General features: G+C 44.9%; 19 protein-coding genes. 4 read left to right on the top strand and 15 right to left on the bottom strand.

Annotated features, from left to right (window positions below):
• Positions 1-74 precede the first annotated feature (74 nt).
• The 13 genes from lpxA to rpsB all read right to left on the bottom strand — a co-directional run bounded on the left by lpxA (position 75) and on the right by rpsB (position 13127).
• Positions 75-863: an acyl-ACP--UDP-N-acetylglucosamine O-acyltransferase gene (gene lpxA / locus FKN08_RS01140; protein WP_145473568.1), complete on the bottom strand. Its 789-nt coding sequence runs from the start codon at positions 861-863 to the stop codon at positions 75-77.
• Between the two features lies 1 nt (position 864).
• Positions 865-1317, bottom strand: a complete 453-nt coding sequence (gene fabZ / locus FKN08_RS01135) for a 3-hydroxyacyl-ACP dehydratase FabZ (protein WP_005380349.1) — start codon at positions 1315-1317, stop codon at positions 865-867.
• 232 nt (positions 1318-1549) lie between these two features.
• A complete protein-coding gene (gene lpxD / locus FKN08_RS01130) occupies positions 1550-2581 on the bottom strand; it encodes a UDP-3-O-(3-hydroxymyristoyl)glucosamine N-acyltransferase (RefSeq protein WP_065645509.1) in 1032 nt (343 codons plus the stop codon).
• Between the two features lie 6 nt (positions 2582-2587).
• Positions 2588-3097 (bottom strand): OmpH family outer membrane protein, encoded by a 510-nt coding sequence (locus FKN08_RS01125; protein ID WP_005391804.1) that lies wholly within the window; start codon positions 3095-3097, stop codon positions 2588-2590.
• Positions 3098-3110: 13 nt separating this feature from the next.
• Entirely contained in the window at positions 3111-5525 is a 2415-nt protein-coding gene (gene bamA / locus FKN08_RS01120; protein ID WP_006741664.1) for an outer membrane protein assembly factor BamA, read from the bottom strand.
• A 44-nt stretch (positions 5526-5569) separates the two neighbouring features.
• Positions 5570-6928, bottom strand: coding sequence for a sigma E protease regulator RseP (rseP, locus tag FKN08_RS01115; protein WP_170891087.1), 1359 nt, complete (start codon positions 6926-6928; stop codon positions 5570-5572).
• Positions 6928-8133 carry a 1-deoxy-D-xylulose-5-phosphate reductoisomerase gene (gene ispC / locus FKN08_RS01110; protein WP_170891085.1) on the bottom strand — a complete coding sequence of 402 codons (1206 nt, stop codon included), beginning with the start codon at positions 8131-8133 and terminating at the stop codon, positions 6928-6930. Before ispC ends, rseP begins: the two co-directional genes overlap by 1 nt.
• A 50-nt stretch (positions 8134-8183) precedes the next feature.
• Positions 8184-9026 (bottom strand): phosphatidate cytidylyltransferase, encoded by an 843-nt coding sequence (locus FKN08_RS01105; RefSeq protein ID WP_046875500.1) that lies wholly within the window; start codon positions 9024-9026, stop codon positions 8184-8186.
• Between the two features lie 12 nt (positions 9027-9038).
• The gene (locus tag FKN08_RS01100) at positions 9039-9794 is read right to left on the bottom strand and encodes an isoprenyl transferase (RefSeq protein WP_170891083.1); all 756 of its coding nucleotides are present in this window, start codon (positions 9792-9794) and stop codon (positions 9039-9041) included.
• A gap of 96 nt (positions 9795-9890) precedes the next feature.
• Positions 9891-10448: a ribosome recycling factor gene (gene frr, locus FKN08_RS01095; RefSeq protein ID WP_005380330.1), complete on the bottom strand. Its 558-nt coding sequence runs from the start codon at positions 10446-10448 to the stop codon at positions 9891-9893.
• A gap of 99 nt (positions 10449-10547) precedes the next feature.
• Complete coding sequence (gene pyrH, locus FKN08_RS01090; protein ID WP_005380329.1) at positions 10548-11273, bottom strand: UMP kinase; 726 nt, start codon at positions 11271-11273, stop codon at positions 10548-10550.
• 147 nt (positions 11274-11420) lie between these two features.
• Positions 11421-12266 carry a translation elongation factor Ts gene (gene tsf, locus FKN08_RS01085; RefSeq protein ID WP_012841502.1) on the bottom strand — a complete coding sequence of 282 codons (846 nt, stop codon included), beginning with the start codon at positions 12264-12266 and terminating at the stop codon, positions 11421-11423.
• Between the two features lie 132 nt (positions 12267-12398).
• The gene (gene rpsB / locus FKN08_RS01080) at positions 12399-13127 is read right to left on the bottom strand and encodes a 30S ribosomal protein S2 (RefSeq protein ID WP_012841501.1); all 729 of its coding nucleotides are present in this window, start codon (positions 13125-13127) and stop codon (positions 12399-12401) included.
• Between the two features lie 384 nt (positions 13128-13511).
• Between rpsB and map the strand changes: the two genes are divergently transcribed.
• The 3 genes from map to FKN08_RS01065 all read left to right on the top strand — a co-directional run bounded on the left by map (position 13512) and on the right by FKN08_RS01065 (position 17649).
• The gene (map, locus tag FKN08_RS01075) at positions 13512-14390 is read left to right on the top strand and encodes a type I methionyl aminopeptidase (RefSeq protein ID WP_005380326.1); all 879 of its coding nucleotides are present in this window, start codon (positions 13512-13514) and stop codon (positions 14388-14390) included.
• Positions 14391-14498: 108 nt separating this feature from the next.
• Entirely contained in the window at positions 14499-17123 is a 2625-nt protein-coding gene (gene glnD / locus FKN08_RS01070) for a bifunctional uridylyltransferase/uridylyl-removing protein GlnD (RefSeq protein ID WP_012841500.1), read from the top strand.
• A 142-nt stretch (positions 17124-17265) separates the two neighbouring features.
• The gene (locus tag FKN08_RS01065; RefSeq protein ID WP_005380322.1) at positions 17266-17649 is read left to right on the top strand and encodes a DUF3461 family protein; all 384 of its coding nucleotides are present in this window, start codon (positions 17266-17268) and stop codon (positions 17647-17649) included.
• 92 nt (positions 17650-17741) lie between these two features.
• Here FKN08_RS01065 and truC read toward each other — a convergent pair whose 3' ends face one another.
• Together truC and FKN08_RS01055 are read right to left on the bottom strand one after the other, a co-directional pair.
• Entirely contained in the window at positions 17742-18512 is a 771-nt protein-coding gene (truC, locus tag FKN08_RS01060) for a tRNA pseudouridine(65) synthase TruC (protein ID WP_170891081.1), read from the bottom strand.
• A gap of 4 nt (positions 18513-18516) precedes the next feature.
• Positions 18517-18831 (bottom strand): YqcC family protein, encoded by a 315-nt coding sequence (locus tag FKN08_RS01055; protein WP_170891079.1) that lies wholly within the window; start codon positions 18829-18831, stop codon positions 18517-18519.
• 76 nt (positions 18832-18907) lie between these two features.
• On the opposite strand from FKN08_RS01055, the gene FKN08_RS01050 reads away from it, so the two are divergent.
• On the top strand, positions 18908-19945 hold the full coding sequence (locus tag FKN08_RS01050) for a DUF3549 family protein (RefSeq protein ID WP_170891078.1): 1038 nt from the start codon (positions 18908-18910) through the stop codon (positions 19943-19945).
• Positions 19946-19954: the final 9 nt, after the last annotated feature.

Here is a 19954-nt window from a genome sequence, read left to right as displayed (position 1 = left end):
TTATCCATAAAACACAAAAAGATCGTAACCTCAAATTCGGTCACGATCTTTTTATTTATTGGTTCATTCGCCAATTAACGAATAATGCCACGTTCCGTCGTTTCCAGAATATCTGAGAAACGCTTCACAGCCGGCCACTCTTGAGCCATTTCAGCCAGAATAGGCTTCACTTCTTCTAGCGTCTTACCTGAACGATAGATTTCTTTATACGCTTTTTGCAGCGCACGAATCTCTGGTTTCTCAAAGCCGTTACGCTTCAAGCCAACAAGGTTCAAGCCGAAAGGAGTCGCGTGGTTACCTTGCGCGAGTACGTAAGCTGGGACATCTTGCACCACTGCTGAGCAGCCGCCAATGTACGCGTAGGCGCCCACTGTACAAAACGGATGAATCGCAGACAGTGCCATCACACCGGCATAATCTTCAACAGTAACGTGACCACCAAGAATCGAGTTATTACCGATATGAGTATGGTTACCAATAACAACATCGTGCGCAATGTGTGCATTCACACATAATAAGTTGTCATCACCAATGATCGTGGTTGCTTTGTCTTGCACTGTGCCGCGGTGAACTTGGACCGCTTCACGAATGACGTTACGATCACCGATAACCACAGTTGTGTCTTCACCACTATATTTTTTGTCTTGGTTTTCTTCGCCAATGACAGCATGAGGGAAAATACGGTTATCTTTGCCAATAGTCGTATGGCCTTTGATCACAACGTGAGACATCACTTCTGTGCCTTCACCAATTTCAACCGTAGAGGTGATGTACGTAAAAGGACCGACAGTTACGTTAGCACCAATTTTGGCGCCCTCTTCTACCACCGCTGCCGGGTGGATTTTAGCGGTTTCATGAATCATATTAAAACTCTCGACGAGCACACTTCAGTTCTGCAGAACATACCACTTCGCCGTCAACTTTTGCTACACCGCTAAATGCAGCAATGCCGCGACGTTCTTTCAGAAATTCTACCTCAATAACCAATTGGTCGCCCGGAACCACTGGTTTACGGAATTTCGCGCCGTCTACGCTTGCAAAGTAGTACAGTTCATTTTCTGTTGGTGCACCAAATGATTTAAATGCAAGTAAGCCTGTTGCCTGAGCCATTGCTTCTAAAATCAAAACACCTGGGAATACTGGTAGTTGAGGAAAGTGACCTGTGAACTGAGGTTCGTTAACCGACACGTTTTTAATCGCGTGAAGGTACTTCTCTTCTTGGAAGTCTATCACTCGGTCGATCAATAAGAATGGGTAGCGATGAGGTAGTAGCTCTTGAATTTCAGAGATGTTCATCGTTTTCTTTTCAGTAGTCAAAGTCGTCTTCCTATATCAATTTTTTGCCGCCAAGATGGCAAACGTGGCAACAGGTCGTAAAGCCGAATCGCTTTGCAATATACTAGCAAAATACGCACCATCTTGGAGTTAAATCTACTTAGAGCGCGTCATTATAGAAGAAAAAGACCCGCATTTCGCGAGTCTTCGTACAGAATATGGAACTAGAGCCTGTTAGCTTTCACGTTAAATACAGAGCGAAAGATAACTTGTTCTAAATTTCTTCTTTCTGTTCCAGCTGCTTTTCAACCGCTTTCAGGCGCTTATTCATCTCATCAATACGGTGAACTCGAGTTGCAGTTTTACGCCACTCTCTGTTCGTTTGTAGTGGAATACCTGATGAGTAAAGGCCTTTTTCTTCGATACTGCGCATTACCATGCCCATACCTGTAATCGCCACACCATCTGCGATAGTGATATGGCCATTCAGAACAGACGCGCCGCCAATCTGGCAGTACTTACCAATTTTTGTACTGCCCGCGACAATAGTACCACCAGGCATCACGGTACCATATCCGATCTGCACGTTGTGCGCGATTTGAAGTTGGTTATCCAGAATGACATTGTCTTCAATGATAGTATCTTCGAGTGCACCGCGGTCAATCGTAGTACAAGCACCAATCTCAACGCGGTTACCGATACGCACTGAACCAAGCTGAGGAATTTTAATCCACTCGCCTTTGTCATTCGCATAACCGAAGCCATCAGAGCCAATGACGGTGCCCGATTGAACAAGACAGTCATCACCCAATGACACTTCATGATAGATAGTGACATTAGCCCAAAGCTTGGTGTTATTCCCTAGCTTGGCGTTCTTACCGATAAAACAACCAGCGCCCACGCTTACGTTATCGCCGAGTTCCACGCCCGTTTCAATCACGGCGTTAGCGCCGATTGTAACGTTCTCACCCATCTTAACGTCAGCGGCAATCACAGCACTTGGTGCAATATCGTCTGCCGGTTTTGGTGTGGTATCCATCGCTTGGACCACACGAGCAAATGCGACATAAGGGTCCGAAACCACTAGCGCGTTTCCAACGCATTGCTCTTTATGCTCAGCCTTTACCATAACAACGGTAGCTTGGCACTCAGAAAGGTGTTTTGCGTATTTTGGGTTAGACAAGAAGGTTACATCACCTTCTTGTGCTTTATCCATTGGGGCAACACGGCTTACAACGAGAGACTCGTCACCAAACAGCTCACCCCCGGTAATTGTCGCCAATTCGGCTAATGTTAATGTCTTCATAACTTCTTATTTTAGAGCTTTAATTACGTCTTCAGAGATATTGTATTCTGGCTTGCCGTACTGCAAAGCAGAGATATCAATCACAAGATCGTAACCATTTTTGTCTGCGACTTTCTTAACTGCATCTTGAATCGTTTTGAAAAGCTTCGCTTTTTCTTCAGCTTCACGACGCGCACTTGCTTTTTCAAGTGCTTGTGCTTTCACTTTGTACTCGCTGTCTAGCTTCGCGATATCGATACGTAGCTTTTCAACTTCGTCTTGACCCAAAAGCTCGCCGTCACGTTGTAGCTTCTCAATCTTTGTTTTAGCTTGTGCTTGGATTGACTTCAGTTCATCAGCTTTGCTTTTGAAGTCTTTCTGCATTTTTTGTAGTACAACTTCACGTTGAGGAAGAGCTTGGAAAACTTGAGCTGTATTTACATAAGCAATTTTCTGTGCAGCTTCTGCCGCATTTGCAAACATTGAAGAGCTCAGTACAAGAAGGCCAATCCCAGCCGCTTTGATCATTTTATTCAAAATATTTTCCTCTTTAGAAAGTTCTACCGATAGTGAATGTGAAGAACTCTTCATCATCGCCATCAAATTTCTTAATTGGTTTCGCTAGTGAGAATACTAGTGGCCCCATTGGAGACATCCACTGCAACGCCGCACCGTAAGAAGAGCGGTAGTTGGTTGGATCTGAGTAATCGTAGTAGTAACGGTCACCATATTCCGCACCTGAATCGCGGTAGTCAAACTCCGTATCCCAAACACTTGCCATATCAAAGAAGATACTGGTACGAATTTGGTTTTGTACTTCTTCTGATGCAAATGGTGTTGGGACAATCAACTCAACACTTGCTAGCGCTACGGCGTTACCACCAACAGAGTCATCTGTTGCTGTATCTGCGCCATTGTTTGAACCAGATGTATCACGGTAAACCGCTTTAGGACCAACAGAGTTTGAGCCAAAGCCACGAAGCGATGTAAAGCCACCTGCGTAGTAGTTTTCGTAGAATGGGAACAAGTTATCGTTACCATCTGTTTGACCGTAACCATTACCGTAACCTAAGCGGCCACGGAACAAGAGGGTAAACTCGTGCTTTTTAGTCAATGGCACATACTGACGAACATCGTACTGCATTTTGAAGTATTGAACGTCAGAGCCAGGTACGGTCATTTTATAGAATGCACGCTGATGGTTACCTGCCGTAGGGAAGTAGCCACGGTTTAAGTTATTACGTGTCCAAGAGATATTGAAATCGAAGTCGTTCGTGTTCAACGCTCCACTAGAATCAATGTTGTCTGCTTGTGCTCGTAAGAACTGCTCTACCTGCAAGTAAGGCGACAAGTTACCGATCTTGTTGTGCGTATAACCGACACCGAATTCAAAACGGTTCAGCTCATCGAATGGGAAGCCCCACGTTAAGCTCGCACCATAGCTTTCGTTGGTATAGTCAACGATATTAGCTTCTTTCGCTTCAAATTCGTTGTAGAAGACCTTACCACCTAAGCTAACACCGTCTAAGTTCCAGTACGGGTCTCGGTAATCTAGACTGATGTTTTTCTGGTAGTCATTCATCATCGCGTTGATACCAACACGGTTACCGCTACCAATAAAGTTATCTTGTTGCAGGCCAACCTGGAAGCTCACACCCGATTCTGTACCGTAGCCAACACCGAAGTTAACGCTACCAGAGTTCGCTTCTTTGACAGAGTAAACTAGGTCAACTTGATCATCACTACCAGGAACTCGAACCGTCTGTACTTCAACATTTTCAAAGTAGCCCAAACGGTTTAGACGAGTTTTACCCGTTTCAATCGATTTCGAGTTTAACCAACTGCCTTCCATCTGACGCATTTCACGACGAAGGACTTCATCTTTGGTTGAGTTGTTACCCGTGAAGCGGATATCACGAACGTAAATTCGGTTACCTGGATCGACGTTAACGACCAAAGATACTTCTTGATTCTCATCGTCAAACTCAGGAATGGTATTCACTTGAGGATAAGCGTAGCCGGACTCACCAAGCACACGTTTAATACCCTCTTCCATTGAAGTGACCAACGAGCCGTTATACGTCTCATTGTCTTCAAATGGTACAAGTCGTTCGAACGTCGCTTCCTCACCAATCAAATCACCACGGAACTTTACGTCCTTGACGGTATAAACCTCTCCCTCTTCTAAGCCAAGAGTAATGTATACCCCTTTCTTGTCAGGAGAGATTGCAACTTGTGTCGAATCAACGTTAAATTTTAAGTAACCGCGGTCCAGATAGAATGATTTGAGCGCTTCAATATCACCTGCAAGCACTTGTTTTTGGTACTTTTCGTCAGACAGGAAATTCCACCACGGCACATCAACATTCAAGTTAAAACGAGAAAGAAGGTCCTCATCGCTGAAAACTTCATTGCCGATAAAATTAATTTGCTGAATTTTTGCCGACACGCCTTCAGTAAAGACAAACTTTAGGTCAGAACGGTTACGTGGCAGTGGAGTCACCACCGCTTTTACTGTGGCGTTGTATTTACCTACGCTGTAGTAAAAGTCTTCTAAGCCTTTTTCAATGTTGCTTAGCGTGGTGCGGTCAAGCGCTTCGCCTTCACGAACACCAGATGCGTTCAGGTTTTCTTGTAGCTGCTCGTCCTTGATTGCTTTGTTACCAGAAAATGAGATGCTGGCAATGGTAGGACGCTCTTTGACTTGAACCATCAGAACGCCGCCGTCACGTAACACTTTCACATCTTCAAAGTTACCAGATGCATACAGTGCACGGATAATCTCTGCAACATCGCCTTGGCCAATGGTATCACCGACACGTACAGGCATTTTCAACAACGCAGCACCCAGTGCTACACGCTGCAATCCATCGATTTCAATATCTTGAACTACGAAGTTCTCTGCTCCATTTGCAGATACACTGGTCGCCAGTAAACTTGCAAATAGAATTCGCTTAATCGCCATACTTGTTCTAATTATTCCTTGCTACTGCTTTTGTCTCTGAACTATCACAGACGAGTAAAATCATTAAATAGCGCTAACGCCATGAGCGAGAAGATGATCGCACCACCAATTCTAAAGCCCATTTCCTGCACTCTCTCAGGAACGGGACGTCGAATGACTGCTTCAATTGCAAAAAATAACAAATGACCGCCATCCAACATTGGTAAAGGAACGAGATTAATAATACCTAGGTTAACACTAATTAGAGCGAGAAAACCTAAAAAGTAGACCAAGCCATAATCAGCCGTCGCACCTGCGCCTTTGGCTATTGATATTGGACCACTCAGATTATTCAGACCAACGTCACCAACAATCAATTTCTTAAGCATGCTGATTGTCAAGCCAATGACTTGGCCGGTTTTGTCTACCGCCTTACCTACTGACTCGAATACACCAAACTGAAGGTCGAAGCGATAACTTTCTGGCCATTCTGCGACTTTAGGTGCAATACCTGCAAAACCAACGACTTCTTTGTTAGCTAGCTCACGGCTACCAGGCGTCAGCGTTAATGTTTGCTCATAGCCCTGACGCAATACCGTTAATTCAATCGGTGTATCAGGATTAGAGCGAACCGCTTCAACAACCTGCTTCCACTCCGTGACGCGTTGTTCATCAATAGCGACAATCTCATCACCTGGAAGCACACCTGCTTTTTCCGCCGCTCCACCTTGCGAAACCTGTTCGATAACGCGATACACCTCCGGTGTATACGGCGCAAAACCTAAGGACTGCATCGCAGACTGAGTTTCAGGGTCGAACTCCCATTCGCGCAGATCGAGCGTTTTCGTTACTTCTGAACCAACTTCATTCGCTGACGTCAGTGTTACTGTCATCAAATCATCGCCAATATGAGAAATCAATCCCATATTTACCGATTCCCAATCCGAAGTTTTGATACCAGATATCGATTTAAGTTCCATTCCTGATTCAATTCCGGCTTCTGCGACGATCGAATTGGGCGTAACTTCACCAATTACTGGCTTAACTGCTGGGATACCAATAAGAAATACGAGCCAATAGGCGAAAATTGCGAAAAGGAAGTTAAAGATAGGGCCTGCCGCAACAATAGAGGTTCGCTTCCATAGCGGCTTCTTATCAAACGCTAAGTGCTTCTCATGTTCTGGCACCTCATCGACACGGCTATCAACCATTTTTACATAGCCGCCGAGAGGGATCATTGAGATGCTGTACTCCGTTCCGTCTTTGCCTACCTTACTCCAGATAGACTTGCCGAAACCGATTGAAAACTTTTCAACTTTCACGCCGCAACGGCGAGCAACCCAAAAGTGTCCAAACTCGTGCACAGCGACAAGAATGCCCAGTGCGACGATAAAAGAAATGAGATTCCACAATATACCAGTCATCAGCTACGCTCGCGTATGGTTTCTAGGGCAATAGTTCGTGCCATTCTATCTAGCTCTAACAAGCTTTCCAAGCTATTCGCATTCTCAGCTTTGCAGCTTGCATTGATTTTGTTCAACACAGACTCATTGATGCGAGCGATATCCGTAAAACCTAGGCTGTTATTTAAAAATGCATCAACAGCAACTTCATTCGCTGCATTCAGTGCCGTTGTTGCATGTTGACCTTCATAACAAGCGTCAATTGCTAGTTTTAAACATGGGTAACGAGCAAAATCAGGTTGCAAAAACGTCAATTCGCCAATTTGCGTGAAGTCTAGTGGCTTAACCCCAGCTTCAACTCTTGATGGGTATGACATAGTCAGTGCAATAGGGGTCGCCATATCCGGCTCACCCATTTGTGCCAAAACCGAACCATCGCGGTATTGAACCATTGAATGAATAACAGACTGCGGATGAATAATAACCTTTAGTTGCTCGCGAGCCGCATTAAACAACCATTTAGCTTCGATATACTCTAAGCCTTTGTTCATCATCGTGGCTGAGTCAACGGAAATCTTTGGTCCCATCGACCAGTTCGGATGGGCGATCGCCTGCTCAGGAGTCACCTTTTCCAGTTCTGCGGTATCAGTGTAACGGAAAGGACCACCAGAACCAGTCAGCAAAATATGAGAAATGCCATGTTCTTGTAAATTACAACGACCTAGATTGGTTTGTACTTGCTGTGGTAAACATTGGAAAATGGCGTTGTGTTCACTGTCGACGGGAAGTAGCTCTGCGCCAAATTCTTCTACAGCATCAATAAATAGCTGGCCTGACATGACCAGTGCTTCTTTATTTGCCAACAAGACTCGCTTACCTGCTTTCACAGCAGCCATGGTAGGCAGTAGACCAGCCGCTCCGACAATAGCAGCCATTACACTGTCGACCTCGTCCAGCGAAGCTATATGACATAGCGCATCAGTACCACCTAGCACTTCGGTACCTGGCGAAACCGAGTGTAGCTCAGCTTGAAGTTGAGACGCCGCAGCTTTATCTGCCATGACCGCATATTTAGGTTGCCACTGACGACATAGACCGATCATCTTTTCAACGTTAGTGCTTGCCGCTAAGGCAACGACAGAAAACAGATCTGGGTTTTGTTCGACCACTTTAAGCGTGCTTGCACCAATTGATCCAGTAGCACCAAGAATCGTTAACTTTTGCATGTTGTAAGACCGTTAGAAAGCTCAGGAGCGACGACGCCGCTCCTGATAAATTAGAATACGTAGTAAAGAAGAGCAAAAACTGGGAATGCTGCGGTTAGGCTGTCGATACGATCTAGCACACCACCGTGCCCTGGGATAATGTTACTGCTGTCTTTAATGCCTGAGACACGTTTGAACATACTTTCAACCAGATCACCAAGCACTGAAATAACGACAGTAACCAGCGTAATCAGCACCATATGGACAGGGCTAGTGAACTGGATATCGAACCAATCAGCAAATGCCCACGCTACGATTAATGCTGTGATAATGCCACCAATTAGCCCTTCAATGGTTTTATTGGGGCTTACATGAGGAGCCATCTTACGTTTGCCTAAGCTTTTGCCTGCAAAGTAGGCGCCGCTATCTGCAGCCCATACCAAGAAACAAACGTATAACACGAGCTTTGCTCCGTGGTATGGATCTACCGTAATGTCATGAGCTCTAAGAATAACTACACTCCAAAGGAATGGAATTAATGTCAGAAAACCAAACACATGGCGTAAAACAAAATTATTTTGCCAAGATTTCGTCGTTTTGGGATAAGTAATCGCCATTAAGCTAGCAATAATCCACCAAACAAAACCAAGGCCCAGCACAACATAATGAGGCGTTGCTAAATGGTTGAGGCTATGTGCGTCAGGCGAAATATATAGAAAACTAAGTCCGGTAACAATGACTGCCGGAACGAGGGCAGCAAAGCGAGAGTTGCTTCCTGTAAATTGAGTCCACTCCCAAAAACCTAATAGGGTAATTGCAGTTAAAGCGGCAATAAAGCCCATTAGGGGTAATTTAAAAATGCCTAAAATAACCAGGGGAGCTAAAATTAGTGCTGTTATTATTCTCTGTTTCAAACTAACTAGTCCTTATTGAGCTGCCATCAATGCCTTTATTTGTTCCCCTGTACAGCCAAAACGACGCTCTCGATTGATAAACCAAGTTACAGCTTCAACTAAGCTGTCTTCGTCGAATTCCGGCCAATACTCGGGTGTAAAGTACATTTCTGCATAAGCCATTTGCCACAACATAAAGTTGCTGATGCGACACTCTCCACTGGTACGAATCAAAAGATCCACTTCAGGTAAGTCTGCCATGGTCAAATGCTCAGTGATTAGCTGCTCATTGATATCCTCTACACGAATCTCACCGTTACGTGCTTTTAACGCTAACGTTTTGGCCGCTTCTGTGATGTCCCACTTACCGCCATAATTGGCTGCAATGTTGATCACCATCCCCGTGTTACCTGCCGTTAGATTTTCAGCTTCTACAATCTTCTTTTGTAGACGCTCACTAAATCGATTGGTATCACCGATCACGCGCAACCGTAAATTATTTTTGTGTAGTTTTTTTACTTCACTAGACAGGACCGTGATAAACAGTTCCATCAAAAGACCCACTTCTTCCTCCGGACGACGCCAGTTTTCACTACTAAAAGCAAATAGCGTCATGGCTTTAATGCCAAGCTTTGAAGCAGCAGCCACGGTCTTACGAACGGCATTAACGCCTTTTTTGTGACCAAATACGCGAGGTTTTCCTTTGGACTTAGCCCAACGGCCATTACCGTCCATAATGATGGCAATATGCTTAGGAAGGGAATCAGAGAAGGCTTGAGAATTTTGCATAGGGAGTTAATTGAGTTCCATCAGTTGGATAGACTAACATAAAAAAACGCTGAGCTGTGAGCACAGCGTTTTCCAACAGTGATGTGTGTGGGAGTATTAAACTTCCATCAACTCTTTTTCTTTTGCAGCAAGAACTTCATCGATCTTCTTAACTGCAACGTCTGTTAGCTTTTGAATTTCGTCTTGTGCTTTACGATCTTCATCTTCAGAGATTTCTTTATCTTTTAGAAGCGCTTTTAGATCGTTGTTTGCGTCACGACGGATGTTACGAACCGCAACACGACCACCTTCAGCTTCACCACGAACAATCTTAACTAGGTCTTTACGACGCTCTTCCGTTAGTGGTGGAAGTGGAACACGGATGATAGTACCAGCAGACATAGGATTTAGACCAAGATCAGACGTCATGATCGCTTTTTCTACTTTCGGAGTCAGCTCTTTATCGAAAACCGTGATTGCAAGTGTACGCGCATCTTCAGCAATAACGTTTGCTACTTGGTTTAGAGGTGTTGCTGCACCGTAGTATTCTACAGAAATACCAGATAGTAGGCTTGGGTGTGCACGACCTGTACGAATTTTAGAAAGGTTGTTCTTAAGCGCTTCAACGCTTTTATCCATGCGCTCTTGCGCGTCTTTTTTGATTTCGTTAATCACAGTTTCACCTTAAAAATGTCATCTTTCCTGAAGAAAGCCTAAAACGGTTGAGCAAAGCAAACGCCACCCTAACGCTTTGGGTGGCACCTTGGGACAAGCTTATTCGTTGATTAGCGTGCCTTCTGCTTCGCCCATAACCACGCGACGTAGTGCGCCTGGCTTGTTCATGTTAAATACGCGGATTGGCATTTTGTGGTCACGAGCTAGCGTAAACGCCGCCAAGTCCATCACTTTCAGCTCTTTATCCAGAACTTCTGCGTAAGATAGCTTATCATACAGCTCTGCGTCTGGGTTTGCTACAGGGTCAGCAGTAAATACACCATCAACTTTCGTCGCTTTTAGTACAACATCCGCTTCGATTTCAATACCACGTAGGCAAGCAGCAGAATCCGTTGTAAAGAACGGGTTACCCGTACCAGCAGAGAAGATGACAACACGGCCTTGGCGAAGCTCACGGATCGCATCAGCCCAATTATAGTCGTCACATACGCCTTTTAGAGGAATGGCAGACATAACGCGCGCATTCACGTATGCACGGTGAAGAGCATCGCGCATCGCTAGGCCATTCATTACTGTAGCAAGCATACCCATGTGGTCACCAACTACGCGGTTCATACCAGCTTCAGCAAGGCCTGCACCACGGAACAAGTTACCGCCACCGATAACTACACCAACCTGAACACCCAGTTCAACCAGTTCTTTAACTTCTTGTGCCATGCGATCAAGGACCGCAGGATCAATACCAAAACCGTCTTCACCTTGAAGAGCTTCACCACTCAGTTTTAATAGAATACGTTGATACGCTGGTTTAGGGTTCGTAGTCATGGAGTTTACCTTCCAAAGAGAGTTGTTGATTAACAGTCATGAATAGACACAAATTCAGTTATGGCTATTCATCACGGCTAATCGTTCACTGCTCATAAAAAGACCGCAGCCAAGGCTACGGTCTAATCTTTATACAGTCTCTAAGGATTAACCTTTTTGAGCTGCAGCAACTTCTTCAGCGAAGCTCATTTCTTCTTTCTTCTCGATACCTTCACCTACTTCTAGGCGAACGAATGTAGAAACTGAAGCGCCTTTTTCTTTCAGCATTTCACCTACAGTTTTCTTAGGTTCCATGATGAAAGCTTGACCTGTTAGAGAGATCTCGCCAGTGAATTTCTTCATGCGGCCAACAACCATCTTCTCAGCGATTTCAGCAGGCTTGCCTTCGTTCATTGCGATTTCAACTTGAACCGCTTTCTCTTTTTCTACTACGTCAGCTGGTACGTCTTCTGGGTTAACGAACTCAGGCTTAGAAGCAGCAACGTGCATTGCAACGTGCTTAAGAGTTTCTGCGTCGCCTTCACCAGCAACAACAACACCGATTTTCTCACCGTGACGGTAAGAAGCAATTGCAGTGCCTTGAACGTATTCTACGCGACGGATAGTGATGTTTTCACCGATTTTAGCTACAAGAGCTACACGTGCGTCTTCGAATTGTGCTTGTAGCTCTTCAACAGTCGCTTTTGAAGCTAGAGCTGCAGCTGCAACTTCTTCTGCGAATGCAGTGAAGTTACCGTCTTTAGCAACGAAGTCAGTTTGGCAGTTAACTTCAAGAAGAACAGCAACGCCGTTTTCTTCTTTGATGATGATTGCGCCTTCAGCTGCAACGTTACCAGCTTTCTTAGCTGCTTTCGCTGCGCCAGATTTACGCATGTTTTCAATTGCTAGTTCGATGTCAGCGTTTGCTTCTACAAGCGCTTTCTTACATTCCATCATGCCAGCGCCAGTACGCTCGCGAAGTTCTTTAACTAGAGCAGCAGTTACAGTTGCCATTCTGTATTCCTCGTTTGATTCGAAATAAGGTAAAAAACAGGGGCCTAACATTGTCGGCCCCCATTGCTAACTATAACTTAGTTTATGCTACACAAAGGTTTCACATAGACCAAGTGTGACACAGAGCCGCTATTATTCAGCTTCTACGAAACCGTCTTTTTCAGCAACTGCAGCTACGTCTTTGTTACGACCTTCAGATACTGCTGAAGCAGCAGCGTTCAGGTATAGCTGTACAGCGCGGATCGCGTCGTCGTTACCTGGGATTACGTAGTCAACGCCGTCTGGGTTAGAGTTAGTATCTACCACAGCGTATACTGGAATACCTAGGTTGTTAGCTTCTTTAATTGCAATGTGTTCGTGATCAGCGTCGATTACGAATAGAGCGTCTGGTAGGCCGCCCATGTCTTTGATACCACCAAGAGATTTCTCTAGCTTCTCCATTTCGCGAGTACGCATTAGAGCTTCTTTCTTAGTTAGTTTGTCAAAAGTACCGTCTTGAGATTGAGTCTCTAGATCTTTTAGACGCTTGATAGACTGACGAACTGTTTTGTAGTTTGTAAGCATACCGCCTAACCAGCGGTTGTTTACGTAAAACTGGTTGCTTGCGATTGCAGCTTCTTTAACAGCTTCAGATGCAGCGCGCTTAGTACCTACGAATAGAACTTTACCTTTCTTCTCGCCAACTTTAGCTAGTTCAGCTAGAGCGTCGTTGAACATTGGTACAGTTTTTTCTAGGTTGATGATATGAACTTTGTTACGAGCGCCAAAGATGAATGGCTTCATTTTTGGGTTCCAGTAACGAGTCTGGTGACCGAAGTGAACACCAGCTTTTAGCATATCGCGCATTGATACAGTTGCCATTTTAAATTCCTCTATGGGGTTAGGCCTCCACATTCCCCATAACTCCGACCAAGCTTCTGCTCAGCACCCCGGAATATGTGACGGAATGTGTGTGATTTAAAGATAAAAGGTTATTCGGATGAAGCTTGCTTCGCCGCTTAGCTTTGCTAAACGAAGAGAACAGTCCTCTATTCCGGCGCGCTTTATACCATATTTTAGCTCACTGTGGCTAGTAAAAATTATTTCTTCACCGTGCCACTTTCTCCTATTTATAAGCAAAACTTTAAACATACGATCGAATTAAGAATGATGCATATTCCTATCTAACTTGGGTTAACGCCCCGATGTCTGATAGAATGCGGCCATTCGCACGTTTACGTGCTTAGGAATAAGTAGAGAAAGCCAATGTCAATCAAGATTAAAACTGCTGAAGAAATAGAACGCATGCGCATTGCGGGCAAGCTGGCCGCAGAGATTCTAGAAATGATCGAACCACACATCAAAGTTGGTGTGACGACAGAAGAGTTGAACAAAATCTGTCATGAGTACGCTCTAGAAAAAGGCGCATACTCTGCTCCGCTTGATTACCATGGTTTCCCTAAGTCGATTTGTACTTCAATCAACCATATCGTATGCCACGGTATTCCAGCAGAAAAAGACGAAATCGGTAGCAACGGTCAAATGAAGCCAGCGGTACTAAAAGATGGCGACATCTTAAACGTTGATATTACCGTAATCGTTCCAAATGACGAAAATGCGGATCTGAGCGTGCGTCCTCAAGGTTACCATGGTGACACTTCTAAGATGTTCCTAGTCGGTGATGTTTCACCTGCAAACAAACGTCTATGCATGGTTGCTCAAGAAGCACTGTATGTTGGTATGCGTACCGTTAAGCCAGGTTCAACAGTTGGTGACATCGGTACAGCTATCGAGAAATACATCAAAGAGAACAACAAAAACAACCCTCGCAACAAGTTTTCTATTGTGAAAGACTTCTGTGGCCACGGTATCGGCGATGAGTTCCATGAAGAACCACAAGTGGTTCATTACAAGAACAAAGACCGCCGCGTACTAAAAGAAGGCATGTGCTTTACTATTGAGCCGATGATTAACGCAGGTAAATTTGGTTGCTCTGTTGACGCTCAAGACGATTGGACCGTTTACACAGGCGACGGCAAGAACTCTGCGCAATGGGAACATACCATTGTTGTAACAAAAGAAGGTTGTGAAGTACTGACGCTTCGTAGCGACGATACGATTCCTCGCCTAATGAAAAACGCGTAAAGCTTACGACCACTCGTTGTTTACTATATCCCTGCTTCGGCGGGGATATTTTTTATCTGCCACAAATTTGTTAGATTGTAACTAGATTAGCTTGCACGGATGGCAAATATGACACTTCAGTCCCCTCTTACCTTTTCCGATGAACAAATCAATATCGGAGAACTCAAACAAGAGTTAGAGAAATTTAGCTCCGATCAAAACCAAGAGTTTCTCAATCATCATCCGGTAACAAGCTTGGTTTTAGCCAGAGCAGAATACATGGATCTGCTTCTGAATCGTTTGTGGCAACATTTTGGCTTCAAAGATATTTACAACATTTCCCTAGTTGCCGTGGGTGGCTATGGGCGTGGCGAGCTGCATCCGCTCTCCGATATCGATATTTTGATTCTGTCGAACAATAAGCTACCGACCGCGCTAGAAGCAAAAATCAGCGAATTCATTACGCTGTTGTGGGATTTAAAACTCGAGGTCGGACACGCAGTTCGCACCGTTAACGAATGTGCGGAAATTGGTAAAGCCGATTTGACTGTCGCGACAAACCTTCAAGAAGCGCGACTGCTGTGTGGCAGCGAGGACACCTTTCAGGCACTGAAGAAAGTTGTATTATCAGACTCCTTTTGGCCAAGTGAAACGTTTTATCGCGCTAAAATTCAAGAGCAGAGAGAACGCCATGCACGTTACCACGACACGACCTACAACTTAGAACCGGACATTAAATCGACCCCTGGCGGGCTGCGCGATATTCATACATTAAGCTGGGTCGCTCGACGTCACTTTGGTGCGACTTCATTGTTGGAAATGAGCCGATACGGATTTTTAACTGACGCAGAATACCGAGAATTAGTTGAATGTCAGGACTTCCTTTGGCGAGTGCGTTTCGCTCTGCACATGGAGCTTCGCCGCTATGACAACCGCTTGACCTTTGCTCATCAAGCACAAGTTGCGGAAAATCTAGGCTACGTCGGAGAAGGCAACCGAGGCGTAGAAATGATGATGAAAGAGTTCTACCGCACGCTTCGTCGTGTGGCAGAGCTCAATAAGATGCTACTCAAACTATTTGACCAAGCGATCATTAATGGTGGTGCGACAGAAAGTGCCGAGATTCTCGATGCAGACTTCCAACGTCGTGGCTCTTTGATTGAAGCGCGGAAACCCGCATTGTTTCAAGCTCGCCCAGAAACTATTCTGGATATGTTCTTACATATCGCGAACGACTCAACCATTGAAGGGGTGAGCCCACCAACACTACGTCAGCTGCGCACCGCGCGCCGTCGACTCAACAAATTTTTGCACACCATTCCTGCTGCGCGTGAAAAGTTCATGGCGTTATGTCGTCACCCTAATGCTCTGCATAAAGCATTCAGCCTAATGCACCGATTAGGGGTTATGGCGGCCTATTTACCGCAATGGAGCCAAATTGTTGGTCAAATGCAGTTTGACTTATTCCACGCCTACACGGTTGATGAGCACAGTATTCGCTTACTGAAACACATTAATACCTTTAGTGACCCAGAAAATCATGCGAAGCACCCTATTTGTTGTGACGTCTACCCACGGATGCAAAAGAAAGAACTGCTGATTATTGCCGCTATTTTCCACGATATCGGTAAAGGACGTGGCGGCGATCACTCTGTTATAGGCGAAGGTGAGGCTTACGACTTCTGTATTGAGCACGGCTTATCAAAGCCCGAGGCCAAACTTGTCGCTTGGTTGGTAAGGCATCATCTATTAATGTCCGTCACCGCACAGCGCCGAGACATTTATGATCCCGATGTAATTACCGAATTTGCCAAAAAAGTCAGAGACGAAGAATCTCTCGATTATCTTGTGTGCCTGACAGTTGCAGATATTTGTGCAACCAACCCAGAACTTTGGAATGCTTGGAAACGAACCTTACTCGCAGAGCTGTATTACTCTACACAACGTGCTTTACGTAGAGGGCTAGAGAATCCTGTCGATGTGCGTGAGCGAATTCGCCACAACCAACAAATGGCCTCTGCAATGCTGCGCAAAGAGGGGTTTGCCGCGCGCGAAATTGAAGTATTGTGGCAACGCTTCAAAGCTGACTATTTCCTTCGTCATACCCATACGCAAATCGCGTGGCACTGCGAACACTTACTTCGCATGGAAGATCCGACTAAGCCTTTGGTGTTGATCAGTAAAAAAGCCACTCGTGGCGGCACTGAGGTGTTTGTATACACGAAAGACCAGCCTGCTTTATTTGCGACGGTCGTGGCGGAGTTAGATAGGCGTAATTTTAATGTACACGACGCGCAAATCATGACCAGCAAAGATGGGCACGTGATTGATACCTTTATGGTGCTCGATCAACATGGCGAAGCGATTGATGAGTCTCGTCACGCCGCGGTGATTAAGCACCTCACCCATGTACTAGAGGCGGGCCGACCGACCAAGATTAAAACACGCCGTACTCCGAACAAACTTCAGCACTTTAATGTGAAAACCAAAGTCGACTTCTTACCAACCAAAGGTAAAAAGCACACTTTAATGGAGTTTGTCGCGCTAGACACACCAGGGCTGTTGGCCAAAGTAGGCCGTACGTTTGCTGATTTAAATATCAACCTTCATGGTGCAAAAATCACCACCATTGGTGAGCGAGCAGAAGACTTGTTTATTTTAACCAGTGATGCAGGGGGAAGATTAAGTGAAGAACAACAGGATGAGCTAAGAGAGAGATTGATCGAAAAGTTATCTGATGAGGTCGCTGCTTAGACCAAACCTGCCAATCTTTTCGGTTCAGGGCGAGAGCGATCTTGCCCACAAGTTAAGCATTTTGGCTAAATATCAGCTATCTAGCTCATACATAGGCTGCTACAGTTATATCAATATCAATTCGATGTAATAGAGGTAGCCTATGTATCCCCACCTCACTGGTTTGGGTATTCACGACCCTAAGCAGATTGAACGTTATTCCCTACGCCAAGAAGCACACAAAGACGTGCTCAAGATCTATTTCCACAAGCAAAAAGGCGAGCTGTTCGCCAAAAGCGTTAAATTCAAATACCCGCGCCAAATCAAAAATGTTCTTGTGGACAGTGGCAGTCACAAATATAAAGAAGTAACGGAAATCAACCGTAACCTCACATTGGTCATTGATGAACTGAATAAAATCACTAAGCCAACGAAACAACCTGAGGTTGATGTAAAAGAGAAAATTCTTTCAGACCTTCGTCATTTAGAAAAAGTCGTTTCGAGCAAGATCGCAGAGATCGAAGCAGATCTCGAAAAACTCAAGTAAAACGTTAAGTCTTAAATACTAAAAAAAGGGTTAGCATTGATGCTAACCCTTTTTATTTGTACCCAATCATTATCTAGATCTAACTAATCCCATTATCGGTTGATCATTGATTCATCCCACTCAAATCGAGTAAACAATTGCTGCCAAGTCTCATCAATATTGGCCTTCATGACAATCTCTTGATCGGTAAATGGATGGACAAACCGTAACTCTGAAGCGTGCAGTAGCAAACGATGAGAGTCAAACTCTGTGCGATAAAGCTTGTTGTGCTTGCCATCTCCGTGCGTTGTATCACCCACAATAGGATGACGTAGATGCGCCATATGACGACGAAGTTGGTGCTTACGCCCCGTTTTAGGTTTCATCTCAACTAAGCAATAACGCGTTGTAGGAAATTTACCCGTCGAATAGGGAACTTCCACTTTAGCCAACGGTTTATATTCCGTCACCGCTTCTTGCGCTTCTTTTTCTTGTGAAGCGAACTTATCCGCAATCTTGTCTAACTCGACTTTGAGCGCGTAATCTAAGACGCCCTCTTCCTCAATCCAACCGCGTACTATCGCGTGGTATGTCTTTTCCATTTTATGTTCAGCAAACATCGGCATGACTTGTGATGCGACTTCACTCGACAACGCAAACACGAGCACACCCGATGTTGGACGGTCCAGACGATGCAGTGGGAAAACATGCTGACCAATTTGATCGCGCAAAGTTTGCATGACAAATTGAGTTTCATGCTTATCTAACCAACTGCGGTGCACCAGCATGCCAGCAGGCTTGTTGACCGCTACAAAATATTCATCCTGATAAACGATCTCCAGCTCAACTGGTGCTGAAGATCGCGCTATTTTTTGTTCTAGCATTCGTTTACTTACACAGTTCGTCAATGGTTCGGATTGTAACAAGCAGCTCTGCTAACTGCGGTTCCTGCTTCCACGCTTCTGAAAAATAGGGCTCGAGAGAAAACCCTCTTGGCAATGGTTGGTTGTTTTCCACTAGCACGTGCATTCTGTCTATAAAGATCCACTGCAACCACTCATGAGGATGCAGTGTATCAATCGCAAATGGCTCCACGCTTTGTAAAGCTTGCTCTGAAGGCATAGTGTGTTGCCACAACTTATGTTCTTTGAGCTGCGCTTCAAGTTGGTGAAGTAAGTCGACCAATTGAGTATTTGTTACCATTAATTCTATCTCGAACCTTGAATTAGCCGAGAATGATACCATTTCTTGTGAAAAGAACGTTAGGACGTCGTATTTAATGGAAAACATTCAAACCCTCACTCAACTGTTGAACAACAGCCGCTGTGATTATCAAATCTTCGATCTTGGTCGTCGTATAAAAACCATCGCTAAGAAAGAGTTTGCCGATGTAGAAAAAGGTCAAGCACCGTACCCATTCCCAATGCAGCGTAGAGCACACCTTGCCATCGCTTATTGGAATGAACAAAAGCAACCTTGGATTTGGTTTCTAAAGTTTGAATTGGACGAGCGCGGTTTGTTAAAGCAAGCGGATATCGGCAATTTCATTAAATACGTAGTGGAAGCCATGGGAACACGCCTCAATGATGATATCACTGAAGAGCAACAGCAAAAGCTGTCTAATAACCCATATACGTTCAAACCTTCCGAAGACAAAATGGCCGTGTTTCATAGCCAGGTCCGCGCGAACCTCGATCTTCCTACCAGCCAATATTATGAGCACACTCAGCATTACTTTTCAGGTGGCTTAGGCTGGGATAATTGGCAAACCGTAGGTCTGCAAGGGATCACCGACATGGCCGCTCGTTTGGACAAAGAGCAAAACGGGGTAATGATACGCAAAGCGTTGAACCACCTACCGAATGAACCACTTTATGCTCTGTTGGGTGCGCTTGAGCATGTAAAGTTACAAGAGCGTTTAGCTGAGCGTATCGCCGACAAAGCACAACAAGAAATCGCAAGTAGCGAACCGGATCTCTTCCTACTTTCAGCACTTATTCGAGCTTTGGCTGGCGCACCAACAGCCATTGCCTCTCCAGTGTTAGAAGCGATATTACATAGCCCTCGTTTAAGCCATCAGGAAGTACTGATTGGCGTGGCTGGCCGAGCTTGGCACTTACTAGCCAATGAAAAGGTAGCAGAACAGTTTTTGCTGCGTTTAGCTCAAACTGGTAATCAAGCTCTATTTAATCAGTTATTTGCCGATTTAGTGATGCTACCTGAGTTAAGAATGGTGCTATTGCCCCTGTTACATTCAAATCCATCTGAAGAACTAGCAAAGGCGCTAGTAAGCTTACAACAAGCAACAAAGGGATAATAAAGGTTC

It is taken from the genome of Vibrio sp. 1-2 (7-a) (assembly GCF_013048515.1).
Taxonomy (GTDB): Bacteria; Pseudomonadota; Gammaproteobacteria; order Enterobacterales; family Vibrionaceae; genus Vibrio; species Vibrio diabolicus.
The sequence above is the reverse complement of the archived record's forward strand: the minus strand, read 5'-3'. Positions and strand labels throughout refer to the sequence as shown.

Excerpts from the sequence above, each read along its gene's own strand:
- FKN08_RS01100 (WP_170891083.1), bottom strand. The coding sequence starts at position 9,794 with ATGCAAAATTCTCAAGCCTTCTCTGATTCCCTTCCTAAGCATATTGCC.
- lpxA (WP_145473568.1), bottom strand. The coding sequence starts at position 863 with ATGATTCATGAAACCGCTAAAATCCACCCGGCAGCGGTGGTAGAAGAG.
- FKN08_RS01055 (WP_170891079.1), bottom strand. The coding sequence starts at position 18,831 with ATGGTAACAAATACTCAATTGGTCGACTTACTTCACCAACTTGAAGCG.
- tsf (WP_012841502.1), bottom strand. The coding sequence starts at position 12,266 with ATGGCAACTGTAACTGCTGCTCTAGTTAAAGAACTTCGCGAGCGTACT.
- ispC (WP_170891085.1), bottom strand. The coding sequence starts at position 8,133 with ATGCAAAAGTTAACGATTCTTGGTGCTACTGGATCAATTGGTGCAAGC.
- rpsB (WP_012841501.1), bottom strand. The coding sequence starts at position 13,127 with ATGGCAACTGTATCAATGCGCGATATGCTAAAAGCTGGTGTTCACTTC.
- FKN08_RS01050 (WP_170891078.1), top strand. The coding sequence starts at position 18,908 with ATGGAAAACATTCAAACCCTCACTCAACTGTTGAACAACAGCCGCTGT.
- FKN08_RS01065 (WP_005380322.1), top strand. The coding sequence starts at position 17,266 with ATGTATCCCCACCTCACTGGTTTGGGTATTCACGACCCTAAGCAGATT.
- lpxD (WP_065645509.1), bottom strand. The coding sequence starts at position 2,581 with ATGAAGACATTAACATTAGCCGAATTGGCGACAATTACCGGGGGTGAG.
- truC (WP_170891081.1), bottom strand. The coding sequence starts at position 18,512 with ATGCTAGAACAAAAAATAGCGCGATCTTCAGCACCAGTTGAGCTGGAG.
- rseP (WP_170891087.1), bottom strand. The coding sequence starts at position 6,928 with ATGACTGGTATATTGTGGAATCTCATTTCTTTTATCGTCGCACTGGGC.
- glnD (WP_012841500.1), top strand. The coding sequence starts at position 14,499 with ATGACACTTCAGTCCCCTCTTACCTTTTCCGATGAACAAATCAATATC.
- map (WP_005380326.1), top strand. The coding sequence starts at position 13,512 with ATGTCAATCAAGATTAAAACTGCTGAAGAAATAGAACGCATGCGCATT.
- bamA (WP_006741664.1), bottom strand. The coding sequence starts at position 5,525 with ATGGCGATTAAGCGAATTCTATTTGCAAGTTTACTGGCGACCAGTGTA.
- pyrH (WP_005380329.1), bottom strand. The coding sequence starts at position 11,273 with ATGACTACGAACCCTAAACCAGCGTATCAACGTATTCTATTAAAACTG.